Origin of the sequence: Niveispirillum sp. (assembly GCF_052437035.1) — a bacterium.
Classification (GTDB): Bacteria; Pseudomonadota; Alphaproteobacteria; order Azospirillales; family Azospirillaceae; genus Niveispirillum.
The window spans coordinates 194921-211083 of sequence record NZ_JBQVOH010000001.1 but is presented as its reverse complement, the minus strand read 5'-3'; the positions used below and the strand labels follow the sequence as shown (position 1 = coordinate 211083).

Annotated in this window: 14 protein-coding genes; 6 read left to right on the top strand and 8 right to left on the bottom strand. The window is 64.7% G+C overall.

The annotated features are described in order from the left end of the window. Window positions 1-8 precede the first annotated feature (8 nt). The 5 genes from phoU to ACT6Q8_RS00965 all read right to left on the bottom strand — a co-directional run bounded on the left by phoU (window position 9) and on the right by ACT6Q8_RS00965 (window position 5540). Window positions 9-734 (bottom strand): phosphate signaling complex protein PhoU, encoded by a 726-nt coding sequence (phoU, locus tag ACT6Q8_RS00985; RefSeq protein ID WP_444733764.1) that lies wholly within the window; start codon window positions 732-734, stop codon window positions 9-11. 47 nt (window positions 735-781) lie between these two features. After that, window positions 782-1585, bottom strand: coding sequence for a phosphate ABC transporter ATP-binding protein PstB (gene pstB / locus ACT6Q8_RS00980; protein ID WP_054165804.1), 804 nt, complete (start codon window positions 1583-1585; stop codon window positions 782-784). Between the two features lie 2 nt (window positions 1586-1587). Further along, window positions 1588-2907, bottom strand: a complete 1320-nt coding sequence (pstA, locus tag ACT6Q8_RS00975) for a phosphate ABC transporter permease PstA (RefSeq protein WP_082371904.1) — start codon at window positions 2905-2907, stop codon at window positions 1588-1590. Beyond that, a complete protein-coding gene (gene pstC / locus ACT6Q8_RS00970) occupies window positions 2900-4363 on the bottom strand; it encodes a phosphate ABC transporter permease subunit PstC (RefSeq protein WP_054165802.1) in 1464 nt (487 codons plus the stop codon). Before pstC ends, pstA begins: the two co-directional genes overlap by 8 nt. A 136-nt stretch (window positions 4364-4499) precedes the next feature. After that, entirely contained in the window at window positions 4500-5540 is a 1041-nt protein-coding gene (locus tag ACT6Q8_RS00965; RefSeq protein ID WP_444733765.1) for a substrate-binding domain-containing protein, read from the bottom strand. A gap of 279 nt (window positions 5541-5819) precedes the next feature. On the opposite strand from ACT6Q8_RS00965, the gene ACT6Q8_RS00960 reads away from it, so the two are divergent. Continuing rightward, window positions 5820-6353 carry a hypothetical protein gene (locus tag ACT6Q8_RS00960; RefSeq protein ID WP_156344370.1) on the top strand — a complete coding sequence of 178 codons (534 nt, stop codon included), beginning with the start codon at window positions 5820-5822 and terminating at the stop codon, window positions 6351-6353. A gap of 162 nt (window positions 6354-6515) precedes the next feature. Here the strand turns inward: ACT6Q8_RS00960 and ACT6Q8_RS00955 are convergent, their stop codons facing one another. From ACT6Q8_RS00955 to ACT6Q8_RS00945, 3 genes are all read right to left on the bottom strand, one after another. Further along, window positions 6516-7934: an ATP-binding protein gene (locus ACT6Q8_RS00955; protein WP_054165799.1), complete on the bottom strand. Its 1419-nt coding sequence runs from the start codon at window positions 7932-7934 to the stop codon at window positions 6516-6518. Between the two features lie 233 nt (window positions 7935-8167). Then, window positions 8168-10441: an NADP-dependent malic enzyme gene (locus tag ACT6Q8_RS00950; RefSeq protein ID WP_444733766.1), complete on the bottom strand. Its 2274-nt coding sequence runs from the start codon at window positions 10439-10441 to the stop codon at window positions 8168-8170. 85 nt (window positions 10442-10526) lie between these two features. Next, a complete protein-coding gene (locus tag ACT6Q8_RS00945) occupies window positions 10527-10871 on the bottom strand; it encodes a hypothetical protein (RefSeq protein ID WP_444733877.1) in 345 nt (114 codons plus the stop codon). 28 nt (window positions 10872-10899) lie between these two features. Here ACT6Q8_RS00945 and ACT6Q8_RS00940 point away from each other — a divergent pair, with 28 nt between their 5' ends. The 5 genes from ACT6Q8_RS00940 to ACT6Q8_RS00920 all read left to right on the top strand — a co-directional run bounded on the left by ACT6Q8_RS00940 (window position 10900) and on the right by ACT6Q8_RS00920 (window position 16128). Next, on the top strand, window positions 10900-11094 hold the full coding sequence (locus tag ACT6Q8_RS00940) for a type II toxin-antitoxin system RelE/ParE family toxin (RefSeq protein WP_444733767.1): 195 nt from the start codon (window positions 10900-10902) through the stop codon (window positions 11092-11094). A 338-nt stretch (window positions 11095-11432) separates the two neighbouring features. Next, on the top strand, window positions 11433-13028 hold the full coding sequence (locus tag ACT6Q8_RS00935; RefSeq protein WP_054165795.1) for an AbgT family transporter: 1596 nt from the start codon (window positions 11433-11435) through the stop codon (window positions 13026-13028). After that, complete coding sequence (locus ACT6Q8_RS00930; protein WP_444733768.1) at window positions 13028-14047, top strand: ligase-associated DNA damage response exonuclease; 1020 nt, start codon at window positions 13028-13030, stop codon at window positions 14045-14047. Before ACT6Q8_RS00935 ends, ACT6Q8_RS00930 begins: the two co-directional genes overlap by 1 nt. Window positions 14048-14212: 165 nt before the next feature. After that, window positions 14213-15841 carry a cisplatin damage response ATP-dependent DNA ligase gene (locus tag ACT6Q8_RS00925; RefSeq protein ID WP_444733769.1) on the top strand — a complete coding sequence of 543 codons (1629 nt, stop codon included), beginning with the start codon at window positions 14213-14215 and terminating at the stop codon, window positions 15839-15841. After that, window positions 15832-16128: a hypothetical protein gene (locus ACT6Q8_RS00920; protein ID WP_444733770.1), complete on the top strand. Its 297-nt coding sequence runs from the start codon at window positions 15832-15834 to the stop codon at window positions 16126-16128. Before ACT6Q8_RS00925 ends, ACT6Q8_RS00920 begins: the two co-directional genes overlap by 10 nt. Window positions 16129-16163: the final 35 nt, after the last annotated feature.

Here is a 16163-nt window from a genome sequence, read left to right as displayed (position 1 = left end):
GGGCTAACTCAGCCCTCGCCCTCGACCGGTTCAATGATGGTGAAGCTGGACTTGTCGCCCTTGGGCCGTTCCGCCGTCAGCGGCTGGCCCCGGACCAGGAAATGCACGGTCTCCGCGATGTTCGTCGCATGGTCGCCGGCGCGTTCCAGGTTCTTGGCAATGAACAGCAGATGCGTGCAGGGGGTGATGTTGCGCGGGTCTTCCATCATATAGGTCAGGACCTCACGGAACAGGCTGGTATAGAGGTCATCCAGCTCTTCATCTCGGTGCCAGGCGGCCACGGCCTTGTCGACATCGCGGTCGATATAGGCGTCCAGCACATCCTTCAGCATTTCCTGCACCAGACGGCCCATGCGCGGGATGGTCCCGGCCGGGCGCATCACGGGAAGCTGGGCCAGCGCGATGGAGCGCTTGGCGATATTGGCGGCATAGTCGCCCGTGCGCTCCAGATCGGCGGAGATTTTCAGCGCCGCCAGCACCTCACGCAAATCCACGCCGACCGGTGCGCGCAGCGCCAGCATGCGGATGGCATCATGTTCGATCTGGCGTTCAAACTCATCCAGGCGGGCATCGCCCTGCATGACCTTGGTGGCGCCTTCGACATCGCGGCGGCCCACGGCCTGCACGGCCGCTTCCACCTGCGCCTCCACCACGCCGCCCATCTGGGCGATCAGGTTGGACAGGCGCTGCAATTCCGCCTCAAAGGACTTGACGGTATGTTCGGTCGGCGACATGGACGTAAACCCTCAAAGCGTAAAGAGCGTTGGTTGGGGGACAGGTATCAACCGTAACGGCCGGTGATGTACCCCTGGGTGCGCTCGTCGCGCGGGTTGGTGAAAATCTCTTCCGTGTCACCGACCTCCACCAGATCGCCCAGGTGGAAGAAGGCCGTGCGCTGCGACACGCGGGCGGCCTGCTGCATGTTGTGGGTGACGATGGCGATGGTGAAGCTCTCGCGCAGTTCGTCGATCAGCTCTTCGATATGCGCGGTGGCGATGGGGTCAAGGGCCGAGCAGGGCTCATCCATCAGGATGACTTCCGGGCTGACGGCAACGGCGCGCGCGATGCACAGGCGCTGCTGCTGACCACCCGACAGGCCGGTGCCCGGCTCATGCAGGCGATCCTTGACCTCGTTCCACAGGCCGGCGCGCTTTAGCGAGGTTTCGACGATGGCGTCGAACTCGTCCTTGCGGGTGGCCAGGCCATGCAGCTTCGGCCCGTAGATCACATTTTCATAGATCGACTTCGGAAACGGGTTCGGCTTCTGGAACACCATGCCGACCCGGGCGCGCAGCTGCACCACGTCCAGCTTGGGATCGTAGATATCCTCGCCATCCAGCAGGATCTTGCCCTCGACGCGGCAGATATCGATCGTGTCGTTCATGCGGTTCAGGGTCCGCAGGAACGTGGACTTGCCACAGCCCGAGGGGCCGATCATGGCCAGAACCTCGTTCTGGTAGATATCGACATTGACGCCGTGCAGGGCGCGCTTGGCGCCGTAATAGACCTTCACGTCGCGGGCCGACACCTTCACCGGCTGGGTGACGGCGGCTTGTACAGGCTTGTTCAGGGTCATGCTGTCCATTGTTACCACCGACGTTCGAATTTCTTGCGCAGCCAGATGGCGGCACCGTTCATCAGGATCAGGAAGGCCAGCAGCACAAGGATGGCGGCCGAGGTCAGTTCGACAAAGCCGCGTTCCGGCTTGTCCGCCCAGATGAAAATCTGCACGGGCAGGACCGAGGAACTGGCTAGCAGGCTATCGGGTGCCGACGTGACGAAGGCATTCATACCGATCATCAGCAGCGGTGCCGTCTCACCCACAGCATGGGCCATGCCGATGATGGTGCCCGTCATGATGCCCGGCATGGCCAGCGGCAGCACATGGTGCATCACCGTCTGCAGGCGCGAGGCGCCCATGCCCAGCGCTGCCTCGCGGATTGACGGCGGAACCGCCTTCAGCGCCGCGCGGCTGGCGATGATGATGGTGGGCAGCACCAGCAGGCCCAGCACCAGACCACCGACCAGCGGGGCAGAACGCGGCATACCGAAGAAGTTGAGGAACACCGCCAGACCCAGCAGACCGAACACGATGGAGGGCACGGCCGCCAGATTGTTGATGTTCACCTCGATGATCTCGGTAAACCGGTTCTTGGGCGCGAATTCTTCCAGATAGACCGCCGCAGCAACGCCGATGGGCAGGGAGATGGCCAGCGTGACCAGCATCGTCAACAGCGTCCCTACCGCCGCACCAAGCAAGCCTGCCAATTCAGGGTAGTTGCTGTCGCTGGCGGTAAAGAAGGTGGTATTGAAGGCCGACTTCACGTCTCCACGCTGCTGAAGGCTGTCGAACCAGGCCAGTTGCTTGTCGTTGATCGGACGCTCAATCTCGGGCAGGTCGCGGTCGATGCCGCCCTTGACGATCTGGTTGATACCGTCGGACGCGGGCAGCCAGACCTCAATCGTCTGACCAACCAGGGCCGGGTTCTTGTCCAGCATCTGGCCCAGGCGAACACCGGCTACGGGGCTGACCAGACCGCGCAGGTCGCGCTTCTCCGTCCGGCCCGTGACGTCCGGGAACGCCTTGTACAGCGCGTCGGTCACCAGGGTCTGGAACGCACCACGATCCCACTCGGCCGGGTTGCCGGTACCCTGCGGGTCGATGGTGCCGGCATCGATGGTCACCGCCAGCTTGACCTCCGTCTGGAAGAAGGCGGACGTGCCTTCCTTCAGCAGGGTCGACAGCAGGATGACCAGCATCGAGCAGGCGAACAGAATGGCCAGGATGCCATAAAGGCGGAAGCGGCGTTCGGCGGCATAGCGCGCCTTCAGTCGCTTGGTGGCGGCGTCGCCGGTGTGAAGGGACACGGGCATGGCTGTGGGCATCGGCTCTGCGATCTCAGTCATATTTTTCCCGGTATTTCTGGACGATGCGGAGGGCAACGACATTCAACGCCAGGGTCACCAGGAACAGGACCAGACCCAGGGCGAAGACCGACAGCGTCTTGGCGCTGTCAAACTCCTGGTCACCGACCAGGATGGACTTGATCTGCACCGTCACTGTGGTGACGCTTTCCAGCGGGTTCAGGGTCAGGCTGGCCTGGAGGCCGGCAGCCATCACCACGATCATCGTCTCGCCGATGGCGCGGCTGACAGCCAGCAGCATGGCACCCACGATGCCGGGCAAAGCGGCGGGCAGCAGTACCTGCTTGATCGTTTCCGACTTGGTAGCGCCCAGACCGTAAGAACCGTCACGCAGCGATTGCGGCACCGCATTGATTACGTCGTCAGCCAGCGAGGACACGAAGGGCACGATCATGATGCCCATCACCACACCGGCGGCCAGCGCGCTTTGGGAAGAAATCGGAATGCCCATCGAGGCACCGACATCACGGATGAAGGGGGCGACCGTCAGGATGGCAAAGAAACCGAACACCACCGTGGGCACGCCAGCCAGGATTTCCAGCACCGGCTTTACCAGCCCGCGCACCCGCTTGGGCGCATATTCGGACAGGTAGATGGCCGACATCAGACCGACCGGGGCCGCCACAAACATCGCGATGGTGGCGATCAGCAAGGTGCCCGTGAACAGGGGCACGGCACCGAAGGCACCGGACGATCCCACCTGATCGGCCCGGATGGCCGTCTGTGGCGACCACTGCAGACCGAACAGAAACTCGGTAATCGGCACCTTGGTGAAGAATCGGATGCTTTCAAACAGCAGCGACAGAACAATGCCCACCGTCGTCAGGACGGCGATGGTGGAGCAGAGCACCAGCAACGCCGTGATGATGCGTTCGACATTGTTGCGCGCGCGGAATTCTGGCCCGATCTTCGACCATGTGAAAGCCAGCACACCGCCAGCCAGGGCAACGACGACGCCGAACAGCGTCCAGTCGGCCAGACCACGCAGTTGAGCCAAGTGGCCGGCTGCGGGGGTGATGGAGTCGATGACACCGGGATTGACATACTGCGCCTGCCCGATAGCCAGATTGCTGATATTGATCAGCAGCAACTGGCGATGCGTCTGGCTCAGGGCCGAGGCGCCATCGGCGATGGACGGCAGCAGCGTTTCCAGCTCCGCCGGGGCAAGCATGACGCGGGCCCAGGCCTCCAGCTGTTCCGGCGACATGGCCGACAGAACCATCCAGTCCATGACGGCGCCGCGCAGGGCGACCCACACCAGGATCAGCACCAGGGCCGGAAGACCGGCCCACAGGGCCATGTAGGAGCCATAATAATTGGGAACGGAGTGCAGATTGGCGATGCGCCCGCCGGCCACGGCCACGGCCCTGTTGCGTCCCAGCCAGAATCCGGCCAGCGACAGGAACAACAGGACGGCTACGGTCAAGGTTACTGACATGTGGTTCAATCCGCCGCTGTCAGGGGAGTTTACCGGTTACGGCAAACCGGCGGCATCAGGTCTGACGCCGCCGGTTCCGCCATCTGCTTATACACCGGGCCGGTGCAAGAGTCCTGTACCGGCCCGGCCTTTCACATTACGACGCCGGCTTGGCCATCGGGGTCAGCTTCAGGGCCGCCTGTTCGGAAGCCTTGCGCTTATCGGCAGGCAGCGGCACCAGACCCTTGTCGGCCAGATAGCCATCGTCACCCATGGCGCGCTCCGAGGCGTATTCGCCCAGGAATTCCTTCAGGCCGGGGATCACGCCGAAATGCTGGTTCTTGAAGTAGACGAACAGCGGGCGGGACACCGGGTACTGACCGGAAGCGATGGTCTCGTACTTCGGCTCGATGCCGTTGACCGGCACGCCATGCAGCTTGTCGATATTCTCTTCCAGGAAGCTGTAGCCGAAGATGCCGAAGGCATTAGGGTTGGCGACCAGACGCTGCACGATGACGTTGTCGTTCTCACCGGCTTCGATGAAGGCGCCGTCCTCACGCATCGTCTTGCAGACGGCGGCGTGGCGGGTGGCGTCCAGGGCCTTGATGGCCGGGAATTCCTTACAGCCCGTTTCCATCACCAGCTCGACCCAGGCGTCGCGGGTGCCGGACGTCGGCGGCGGGCCCAGCACTTCGATCTCGATGGCCGGCAGGGCGGCGTCGACATCCTTCCAGGTCTTGTGCGGGTTGCGCACAATCTGGCCGTTCACTTCAACTTCCTTGGCCAGAGCGGCGAAGAGCTGCGCCTTCGTGATGCTGATCTGGTTGCCCTTCTTGGACTGCGTGAAGGTCAGACCATCATAGCCGATGACCAGCTCGGTGATCTGCTCGACGCCGTTCTTCTGGCAGGTGTCGTATTCGCTGGCCTTCATGGCGCGGGAAGCGCCCGTGGCGTCCGGGAAATCGGCGCCGATGCCGGAGCAGAACAGCTTCATGCCGCCGCCGGTGCCCGTCGATTCCAGGATCGGAGCGCCGAACTTCGTGGTCTGGCCGAAGCGCTCGACAACCGTGGAGGTGAAGGGGAACACCGTGGAGGAGCCGACGATGCGGATCTGGTCGCGGGCAGCGGCAGCGCCGGCCAGGCCGACGAAGGAAACAGCGCCGAGAACGGCGGCGAGGACGAGCTTCTTGGTGGTCACGACAAGGGCCTCCGGTTAACTGGGCGGCTCACGGAAAGGCCCTGGCATCCCATGATGCCTGCCTTCACCCTGTGGCCATGTCCCTGCTGGGTGCCGGGACCATAGCGGTGCTGCGAGACGCAAATACTACATCTACGTTACAGTTCCATGACACCGCCTCCGAAAGCCCGCCGCCACCACGCGCGATACAGTCGCGTTACACATTGGCCATTGGCAGCCGGCACAGAGTCCTTCACCATTGAAATTGCAGGGAAATTTCACTTTTGCAAGGAACTGGACATGGGTTTTTCGGACAAGAACCGGCGTAAGACCGGCACGCTGGCGCGCACCTTCGGGGCGCTGACCTGCGCAACATTCATGACATTGCCGGTCTGGGCGCAAAGCCACCCGGCCCAGGCCGTGATGGACGCTGACCGCGCCTTTGCCGCCCGCGCCAAGGAGGTGGGGCCGGGCAAGGCATTTGCCGAATATGCGGAGACGCGGGTACTGATGCTGAACGATCCCGTGCCCGGCACGGACGCCAGCGCCCTGACGACCCTTTTCGGTACGGACCTGGAGATCGACTGGGGGCCGATGGATGGTGCCGTGTCGGGTGACGGCACCCTGGGCTATACCTGGGGCAAGGCCCGCTATTACAAGCTGAAACCCGACGGCACCAAGGAGGAGCTGCCCCCCTCCCGCTACGTCACCATCTGGCGCAAGCAGAAGGACGGGTCCTGGAAATTCATGGCCGATGGCGGCCTGAATGCACCGGAAGCCAAGGAATTCCTGGCCCGGAAGAAGGCGGAAAAGGAAGCGGCGGAGAAGAAGTAGAGGGGCTTACCCTCACCCTCCCAAACGCTGACGCGTTCGGGCCCCTCCCTCTCCCGCCAAGCGGGCGAGGGGCAAAACTTCTCCCCTCGCCCACGAACGTGGGAGAGGGAGGGGCCCAGGCCTTCGAAGGCCTGGGAGGGTGAGGGCGCAACGCCGCCGCCTCTACCCCACCTCCCGCTCAACAACCTTCACCGCCTTGGCCGCCGGCAGCATCACGGTAAAGGTGCTGCCCTTGCCCACCTCGCTGTCGATGATCAGGCGGCCACGGTGGCGGTTGACGATATGCTTCACGATGGCCAGCCCCAGCCCGGTGCCGCCCAGCGCGCGCGACCGGGCGGGGTCCACACGATAGAATCGCTCCGTCAGGCGCGGCAGATGGGTGCGGGCGATGCCATCGCCCCGGTCGGTGACGGCCACCATCACCGCCGGCCCGCGCACCGTGCCCGCCTTGCCCTGGGTGGAGGCGGTGAGGGCCACCGTCACTTCCGTCTGTTCCTTGCCATACTTGATGGCATTGTCGATCAGGTTCTGGAACACCTGGGACAGCTGATCCTCGTCCCCCACGACAGGCGGCAGGCTGTCGGGCTGTTCCAGGCGCAGCTTCACCTTGCGCGATGCGGCGCGCAGCTCCAGAGTCGCGGCGACATTGCGCACGATCTTGGCCACATCCACCTGTTCGGTGGGGGGCGAATGCTCGTCCATCTCGATCCGTGACAAGGACAGCAGATCATTGACCAGCCGCGACATGCGGTTGGACTGATCGAACATGATGCCCAGGAACCGTTCATGCGCCGCCGGATCATCCTTGGCCGGCCCGCGCAGCGTCTCGATGAAGCCGATCAGGGCCGCCAGCGGCGTGCGCAGCTCATGGCTGGCATTGGCCACGAAATCGGCCCGCATCTGCTCGGATCGTTTCAGGACCGTGATGTCGTGCAGGGTCAGCAGGACCAGCAGCGGCCCCTCCTCCCCCGGCGGGCGGAACGGCTTGACCCGCGCCTGCAACGTGCGCTCCACCGGTACCGGCAGCAGCACCTCCACCGTGCGTGACGCCCCACCGGCCAGCACGGCATCGGCAGCCTCCAGCAGGCTGGGCGTGCGCACCGAACTGGCCAGATCACGGTCCAGCAGCCGGTCCCCGAACAGCTTGCAGGCCGCCTGATTGGCGCGCCGCACCTCCCGGCCCGGCCCCAGCAGGATGACCGGGTCATGCAGCTGGTCGATCACCGCCTCGAACAGGCCGGCGCGCCCCGCATCCCTGCTTTCCCGGTCCAGCCAAGCCTGTTGCGCCCGTGCCATGGCTGATGCGATGAACTCCGCCGTGATGCTGTCCAGTTCCGGCGCAGGCACCGGTTCCGACGCCTCACCCAGGATCTCGGCATAATCCGTCAGGCGGCGCGTATCGGTCTGGATCATGCGCAGGATGGCCACCGCCACCACGACATTGACCAGCAGCGCCGGCAGCGCCACCCCGGCATCGACATGCCCCGCCAGCAGCAAGGCCAGCAGGATCGCCGCCGTCGGCCCGACCAGCGCCACCCCGATCAGCACGAACCGAACCGGCCGCACCTCATACCACCGCATCTGTTCCTGCCATTCTTATCATTTCCCTCCCGCCATAGAGCGGGACCGGAGGAGATAACATTGCCGCAGGGTCAGGGTAACAGCATCACGGAAACTTAATAATTGAGCCCGCCTGTGACGATTTCGCGTAGGTCAGGTCGAGCGCAGCGCGCGAGCCCTGACAGAAAAGGCCTTTGATCCTTTACTGTCAGGGCTCAGGGCTGACGCCCCTCGACCTGACCTACGCCCGCCCGTTACCGTGCCAAACTGTCATGCGCCGCCATGATGGCCGCCGTGGTCAGCTCATTGACGGTGGCCCCCATCTGCACCACCTGCACCGGCTTATCCATGCCGATCAGCAGCGGGCCGATCAGGTTGCCGCCGCCGAATTTGTGCAGCAGCTTGGCCCCGATATTGGCGGCGTGCAGGGCCGGCATGATCAGCACATTGGCCGCCCCTGACAGGCGCGCGAACGGGTACAGGCGCTTCATCAGATCGTAATCAAGCGCCGTATCCGCCGACATCTCGCCGTCATATTCGAAATCGACCTTGCGCTTGTCCATCAGCGATACGGCTTCGCGCACATGGGCGGCACGGTCTCGCATGGGCTGGCCGAAATTGCTGAAAGACAGGAAGGCGACGCGCGGTTCATGGCCCATCTGGCGGGCCATGCGCGCCGACTGGATGGCGATATCGGCCAGTTGTTCGGGTGTCGGACGCTCATGCACGGTGGTGTCGGAGATGAAGACGGTACGCTTGCGGGTGGCCAGCACCGACAGGCCGAAGACGATATGGTCGGGCTGTGGGTCGATCACGCGTTCGATATCCTCGAAGCTGACGGCGAAGGACCGGGTCAGGCCCGTGACCATCGCGTCGGCATCGCCCGTGGCCACCATGCAGGCGGCAAAGACATTGCGGTTCTGGTTGACCCAGCGCTGACAATCGCGGTGCAGGTGGCCGCGCCGCTGCAGCCGCTTATAGAGGAAATCGGTATAGCGCTCGATATTCGGGGCGCCGAAACGGGCATTCTGGATATCCAGCGGCTCCACCCCCGACAGGCCCAGGCTGGCCAGCTTTTCCTGCACCACATTCTCGCGCCCGATCAGGACCGGGTGGCCGAACCCACCGGAGCGGTAGGCGATGGCGGCGCGGATGGCCCGCTCCTCCTCGCCCTCGGCGAACACCACGCGGCGCGGGCTGCTGCGCAGCTTGTCGGCGATCAACTGCAAACTGTCCGCCGTGGGGTCCAGGCGCAGGCGCAGAGACCGGCGATATTCATCCATATCGACAATGGGCTTGCGCGCCACGCCCGTATCCATGGCCGCCTGGGCCACGGCGGCGGGGATGGTGGAGATCAGGCGCGGGTCGAACGGCACCGGAATGATATATTCCGGGCCATAGCGCAGGCGGCGGCCGGAATAGGCGGCATCCACCTCATCCGGCACATCCTCGCGCGCCAAGGCCGCCAGCGCGCGGGCGGCGGCGATCTTCATCTGGTCGTTGATGGTGCTGGCCCGCACGTCCAGGGCGCCGCGGAAGATATAGGGGAAGCCCAGGACGTTGTTGACCTGATTGGGATAATCCGACCGGCCCGTGGCGACGATGGCATCGTCACGCACCTGCCGCACCTCTTCCGGCGTGATCTCCGGGTCGGGGTTGGCGAGCGCGAAGATGATCGGGTTCTTGGCCATGGACTTCACCATGGCGGGCGTCATCGCCCCCTTGGCCGACAGGCCCACGAACACATCCGACCCGGCGACCGCATCGGCCAGCGACCGGGCATCGGTCACCACCGCATGGGCCGATTTCCACTGGTTCATGCCTTCGGCCCGGCCCTTCCAGACCACGCCCTTGGTGTCGCACAGCGTAATGTTCCCGTGCGGAATACCCATGGACTTGAACAGCTCGGCACAGGCGATGGCGGCGGCACCGGCACCATTGATGACCAGCCTGGTTTCCTTGATGTCGCGGCCCGTCATTTCCAGGGCGTTGAACAGGCCGGCGGCGGCGATGATGGCGGTACCATGCTGATCATCATGGAAGACGGGAATGTCCATCAATTCGCGCAGGCGCTGCTCGATGATGAAACAGTCCGGGGCCTTGATATCTTCCAGATTGATGCCGCCGAAGCTGGGACCCAGATAGCGGACGGAATTGATGAATTCCTCCACATCGCGGGTATCGACCTCCAGGTCGATACCGTCGACATCGGCGAAGCGCTTGAACAGGACGGCCTTGCCCTCCATCACCGGCTTGGATGCCAGGGCCCCCAGATCGCCCAGCCCCAGAACGGCGGTGCCGTTGGAGATGACGGCGACGATATTGCCCTTGGCTGTATAATCATAGGCCGTGGACGGGTCGGCATGGATGCGCAGGCATGGCGTGGCCACCCCCGGCGAATAGGCCAGCGACAGGTCGCGCTGCGTGGCCATCGGCTTGGTAGGGGTGATTTCCAGCTTACCGGGACGCCCGCTGCTATGCAGCAGAAGGGCTTCTTCCTCGGTAATGCGCTTATCGATACCGGCCATTTTCCCAACAATCCTCTTTTATGTCCCGCCCAGCGCCCCCGCCGGTACGGATTTGTGCGTTGGCACGTATCGTAACGACCGAATGCTACCGTTTCCAGACCCATGACATTGCGAAAGTGACGCAACAGCCGCCAGCACACCCCATGACTTGCCCCGAACTGCACCGGGTGCGATACTCGTTGCCATGGAACAGGCTGGCTCCATCTTCGACGACGTGGACGAAGCGCGTAAGGCACGCGCCATCGAAGAGGCACGCGCCGACATCGCCGCCGGTCGCGTCGTGCCGCACGCCGTGGTCGGCCCCTGGCTGCTGAAACTGGCCGACGCCCTGGAACGCGGCGAAGCTTTGCCCCCCGCCCCCCCGCTCGGGCGTGCCCCGGTGACGTTGGTCACCTGGACCGAAACCGCCATTGATGACCTTCAGGCTCATGCGGCCTATATCGCGCAATTTAATCCATATGCCGCCAGCCGCATCGTCCGACACCTTTTCACCGCCGGCAACAGCCGGCGCCAGCTTTCCCAAACGCGGCAAGGCCCGCCCCGACGGCACGCGCGAACTGGCGGTCGTGCATCCCTATATCCTGGTCTATGACATCGTAGAGGATGAAGTCCGCATCCTGCGCGTCTGGCACGGCGCACAGGACCGGGGATAAATCGGGGACGCGCCTTCAAACCACGATATTCAACAATGTCCCGCGCACGGCCGTGGTCAGCGGTTGGTTGACGCCCAGCGGCTGTACCGTCAGGCCGGCCTTGGCCGCCGCCTGTGCCCGCTCAAAGGGCGATTAATTGCCCTTGGCGGGGTCCAGGCCGCGTTTGTCCAGCGCCACGTCGGCGCAGCTTTCGCAGCGAATCCGTTGACCATCTCCATGGGGATAGCCTGTCACGGATCGGTGGCTTTGTCTTGAACGCCCCCTCGCCCGGCACGCCCGCATGCACTATCTTCGCCAGCGACGCCCGGCAAACGGGGCGCGAAGGATAAGAGGAAAACATGGCAGTTTCGGACATTGAGGCAAAAGCGGGCGGTGGCATTCTGGGGGCGATTGAGCGGGTGGGCAATCGGTTGCCCGATCCGGCCACCCTGTTCCTGATCGCCATCATCATTCTGGTGGCGCTGTCGGCCATCCTGTCATCCATGGGCGTGTCGGCCATCCATCCCGGCACTGGCAAGGAACTGGTCGCCACCAATCTTCTGTCGGCGGAATATATCCGCCGCTTCCTGACCGACCTGCCCACCATCTTCGCCAGCTTCCCGCCGCTGGCCGTGGTCCTGCTCTGTGTCATGGGTGTGGGTGTCGCGGAGAAGACGGGCCTGATCGGCGTGTCGCTGGGCGCCCTGGTCCGCGCCGTGCCGAAAAGCCTGCTGACCCTGATTGTGGTCTTTGCCGGCGTACAGTCCAGCATGGCGACCGATGCCGGCTATGTCGTGCTGATCCCGCTGGCCGGCATGCTGTTCCACAGCTCCGGTCGCCACCCCATCGCCGGTATTGCGGCGGCCTTTGCCGGTGTGTCGGCGGGGTTTTCCTCCAACCTGCTGGTCACCTCGCTCGACCCGCTGCTGGGCGGGATCAGTACGGCGGCGGCCCGTCTGGTCGATCCGGGTTATGAGGTGCTGGCCACCGCCAACTGGTACCTGATGGCGGCCTTCGTGCCGCTGTTCACCATCATCGGCACCCTGGTCACCGAACGGTTGATCGAACCACGTCTGGTGCGCACAGCCCCGGTCGCCGCCGGGCTGACCATTGCCGACGACGCGCCCAGCGCCGAACAGCAGGCCAATGAGAAGCGCGGCCTTCGCTATGCCGGCCTTGCCATCCTGGCCATAACCGCCCTGATCGGCGTGGCGGTCGTGCCGGATGGAATCGTTCAGGCCCTTGCCGCCCCGTTCGGCATCAATGTCGCGCCGAATTTTGCCATCCTGCGCGATGCCAAAGGTACCGTCGAACCCTTCCTGCGCGGCATCGTGGCCGTGCTGTTCATCAGCTTTCTGATCATCGGCATCGCCTATGGTGTCGGCGCGCGCATTATCCGCAATGACCGCGACGTCGTGAAGATGATGGGCCAGTCCATGTCCGACATGGGCGGCTATATCGTGCTGGCCTTCTGCTGTGCCGTCTTCATCGCCCTGTTCGGCTGGTCCAACCTGGGCGGCATCCTGGCGGTGAACGGGGCGGCCTTTCTGAAGGAGGCAGGCTTTACGGGCCTGCCGCTGCTGGTCGCCATCATCATCGTCTCTGCCCTGATCAATATCCTGATCGGCAGTGCGTCCGCCAAATGGGCCATCCTGGGTCCCGTTATGGTGCCCATGCTGATGCTGCTGGGCATCACGCCGGAGGCGACGCAGGCAGCCTATCGTGTGGGGGACAGCTTCACCAACCCGATCACACCGCTGCTGCCCTATTTCCCGCTGATCCTGATCATGTGTCAGCGCTATGTGCCCAGCTTCGGCATCGGATCGCTGCTGGCCACCATGCTGCCGCTGGCCATGTGGATGGGTATCGGCGCGGTGGCGCTCTTCTGCGGCTGGTATCTGGCGGAACTGCCGCTGGGTCCGGGCGCCTTTGTCCATATGCCGGCGGGGTCCTGATGATCCCTGCGCCCGACAGCTGGGTCACCCCCTGCCCGCCCGAACGCGGCGGCGGTCTGTGGGTGGAACCGGGTGGCTTCCATGTCGACCCGACCCGTGCTGTTGAGCGCGCGGTGATCACCCATGGCCATTCCGACCATGCACGGCCAGGGCATGCCCATGTCCTGGCCACACCCGGCACGCTCGCCATCATGCGGGCGCGCCTGGGCGATGGGGCGGGGGCCGCGCAACAGCCCCTGCCCTATCACCAGCCGATACGGATCGGCGAGGTGACTGTGCGTCTCGTGCCCGCCGGCCATGTGCTGGGGTCGGCGCAGGTGGTGATGGAATGGCGGGGCAGCAGGGTGGTGGTGTCGGGCGATTACAAGCGCCGCTTTGATCCCACCTGCGCCCCCTTTGAACCCGTCCCCTGCGATGCGTTCATTACGGAGGCCACCTTTGGCCTGCCCGTCTTCCGCCACCCGCCGGTGGAGGGCGAGATCGCCCGCCTGCTGCACACGCTGTCGGTCTTCCCCGAACGTACCATCGTCGTCGGCTGCTACGCCCTGGGCAAGTGCCAGCGCCTGATCGCGGAGCTGCGCCGCGCCGGATACGACCGTCCGCTCCATCTGCACGGCGCCCACCTGCCGCTTTGTGCTCTGTACCAGGAACAGGGGGTAGAACTGGGCGACCTGCGCCCCGCGACGGTGGCCGATGCTTCATCCATGCGTGGGGGCATCGTCCTGGCCCCGCCATCGGCCATGGCCGACAAATGGCTGCGCCGGATGCCCGACCCGCTGCCGGCCTATGCGTCCGGCTGGATGCGGGTGCGGGCGCGCGCGCGGCAGCATGGGGTGGAACTGCCCCTGATCGTTTCTGACCATGCCGATTGGGATGAGCTGTGCCAGACGGTGACCGACGTGGCGCCGGGGGAGCTGTGGGTCACCCATGGCAGCGAAGAGGCGCTTGTCCATTGGGCCACGACCCAGGGTGTGGAGGCCAAGCCCTTGCATCTGGTCGGACGGGGGGAGGAGGAATGAGGATGGTTGCTCCCTCACCCTCCCAAGCCTTGACAGGCTTGGGCCCCTCCCTCTCCCACTCTCGTGGGCGAGGGGCGGAACTTGTTGGGTTTGCCCCTCGCCCGCTTGCGGGAGAGGGAGGGGCCCGCCGGCGTCAGCCGGTGGGAGGGTGAGGGAGCCACGCCTATGCAATCCTTCGCCACCCTCCTCGACGCGCTCGCCTACATGCCGTCCCGCAACGGCAAGCTGCGCATGATTGCCGATTACCTGGACCATGCGCCCGACCCCGACCGCGGCTATGGCTTGGCCGCCCTGACCGGTGACCTGTCCTTCACGGCGGCCAAGGCCGGGATGGTCAAGGAACTGGTCGCCACCCGCGTCGACCCGGCCCTGTTCGGCTGGTCCTATGATTTCGTGGGTGATCTGGCTGAAACCGTGGCCCTGATCTGGCCCGCACCACCCGGCGTCAACCACCCGCCCCCCGGTCTGGCAGAGGTGGTGGAGGGGCTTTCCACTGCCAAGCGCGGCACAGTCCCCGCCCTGCTGTCCGGCTGGCTGGACAGCCTTGACGCCACGGGCCGCTGGGCGCTGTTGAAGCTGATCACCGGCGGGTTACGCATCGGCGTGTCGGCCCGCATGGCCAAGACCGCCCTGGTCGACTGGGCCAATGCCAGGGGGGTGGAGGCCAGCGTGGAGCAGGTGGAGGAGCTGTGGCACGGCCTGTCGCCCCCCTATGCCCCCCTGTTCGACTGGCTGACGGCCAAGGCGGAGAAGCCAGGTGTCAGTGACACGGGCGGTTTCCGCCCCATGATGCTGGCCCATCCGCTGGAAGAAAGCGACATCCAGGCCCTGAACCCCACCGATTACCGGGCCGAATGGAAATGGGACGGGATAAGGGTGCAGCTGGTGGCACGCGGCACGCCGGACAAGGCCCGGATCTACAGCCGCACCGGGGATGAGATCGCCGGGGCCTTTCCCGACGTGGCATCCCAGATGGGCTTTCATGCCGTTCTGGACGGCGAATTGCTGGTGGCCCGCGATGGCCGCATCGCGCCCTTCAATGATTTGCAGCAGCGCCTGAACCGCAAGCGGGTGACGGCACCCATGCTGCGCGACTTCCCTGCCTTTGTGCGGCTGTACGACATGCTGTTCGACGGGGATGAGGACCTGCGCGCCCTGCCCTTCGATGAACGCCGCCGCCGGCTGGAGGATTGGTTCGCCCGCACCCGCCCGCCCGGCATGGACCTGTCGCCCCTTGTCCCCTTTACCGATTGGGACCACCTGTCCCATCTGCGCCTGTCGGCCCGTGATCAGGGGGTGGAGGATGGGGCCATCGAAGGCTTGATGCTGAAACGCGGCGACAGTGCTTATGTCGGTGGCCGCCCCAAGGGTCCCTGGTTCAAGTGGAAGCGCGGGCCATTGACGGCGGATTGCGTGCTGATGTACGCCCAGCGTGGGCATGGCAAGCGGTCCAGCTTCTACAGCGACTATACATTCGGCGCGTGGCGCGGTACGCCTGGAGAGGGCGGAGAGCTGGTGCCCGTCGGCAAGGCCTATTCCGGCTTCACCGATGCGGAGCTGGCAGAGATCGACCGCTGGGTGCGCAACCACACCACCAACCGTTTCGGTCCCGTGCGGGAGGTGGAACACGGCCTGGTGTTCGAGGTGGCGTTCGACAGCGTCCACCGCTCCACAAGGCACAAGAGCGGCATCGCCATGCGCTTCCCCCGCATTTCGCGGCTGCGGTGGGACAAGCCGGCGGCAGAGGCTGACCGTTTGGACATTTTGGAAAGGATGGTGGTGGAATGGAACTGAAGCGGGCCTGGTCGGCGGAGCCGACATCAGATGAAACCATCCGCCGCCTCAAGATGGGCCGTACCAAGACCCGGCTGGCCGGTCTGGTCGCCGCCGGCATCGGCCTGCTGATCATCCCGGCTTGGATCAGCGGTATCGGCATGAGTGTCTTCAAGCTGGAAGAAAAGACCATCACCGTCTTCCCCACCGTGATGACCGAAGAACAGGCCAAGGCCGAGGCCGAGCGGGTAAAGCAGGAGGCGGAAGCCTTCCGTGAGCAGAAGGCAACCGAAGAGAAAAAGCCCTGAAAGACATCGGGCGGGTTCGTCACCGAACCCGCCCG

What these genes read in the sequence shown, in the direction of transcription:
- phoU (WP_444733764.1), bottom strand. Translation starts at nt 734, where the DNA reads ATGTCGCCGACCGAACATACCGTCAAGTCCTTTGAGGCGGAATTGCAG.
- pstB (WP_054165804.1), bottom strand. Translation starts at nt 1,585, where the DNA reads ATGGACAGCATGACCCTGAACAAGCCTGTACAAGCCGCCGTCACCCAG.
- pstA (WP_082371904.1), bottom strand. Translation starts at nt 2,907, where the DNA reads ATGACTGAGATCGCAGAGCCGATGCCCACAGCCATGCCCGTGTCCCTT.
- pstC (WP_054165802.1), bottom strand. Translation starts at nt 4,363, where the DNA reads ATGTCAGTAACCTTGACCGTAGCCGTCCTGTTGTTCCTGTCGCTGGCC.
- ACT6Q8_RS00960 (WP_156344370.1), top strand. Translation starts at nt 5,820, where the DNA reads ATGGGTTTTTCGGACAAGAACCGGCGTAAGACCGGCACGCTGGCGCGC.
- ACT6Q8_RS00955 (WP_054165799.1), bottom strand. Translation starts at nt 7,934, where the DNA reads ATGCGGTGGTATGAGGTGCGGCCGGTTCGGTTCGTGCTGATCGGGGTG.
- ACT6Q8_RS00950 (WP_444733766.1), bottom strand. Translation starts at nt 10,441, where the DNA reads ATGGCCGGTATCGATAAGCGCATTACCGAGGAAGAAGCCCTTCTGCTG.
- ACT6Q8_RS00945 (WP_444733877.1), bottom strand. Translation starts at nt 10,871, where the DNA reads ATGAGCCTGAAGGTCATCAATGGCGGTTTCGGTCCAGGTGACCAACGT.
- ACT6Q8_RS00940 (WP_444733767.1), top strand. Translation starts at nt 10,900, where the DNA reads ATGCCGCCAGCCGCATCGTCCGACACCTTTTCACCGCCGGCAACAGCC.
- ACT6Q8_RS00935 (WP_054165795.1), top strand. Translation starts at nt 11,433, where the DNA reads ATGGCAGTTTCGGACATTGAGGCAAAAGCGGGCGGTGGCATTCTGGGG.
- ACT6Q8_RS00930 (WP_444733768.1), top strand. Translation starts at nt 13,028, where the DNA reads ATGATCCCTGCGCCCGACAGCTGGGTCACCCCCTGCCCGCCCGAACGC.
- ACT6Q8_RS00925 (WP_444733769.1), top strand. Translation starts at nt 14,213, where the DNA reads ATGCAATCCTTCGCCACCCTCCTCGACGCGCTCGCCTACATGCCGTCC.
- ACT6Q8_RS00920 (WP_444733770.1), top strand. Translation starts at nt 15,832, where the DNA reads ATGGAACTGAAGCGGGCCTGGTCGGCGGAGCCGACATCAGATGAAACC.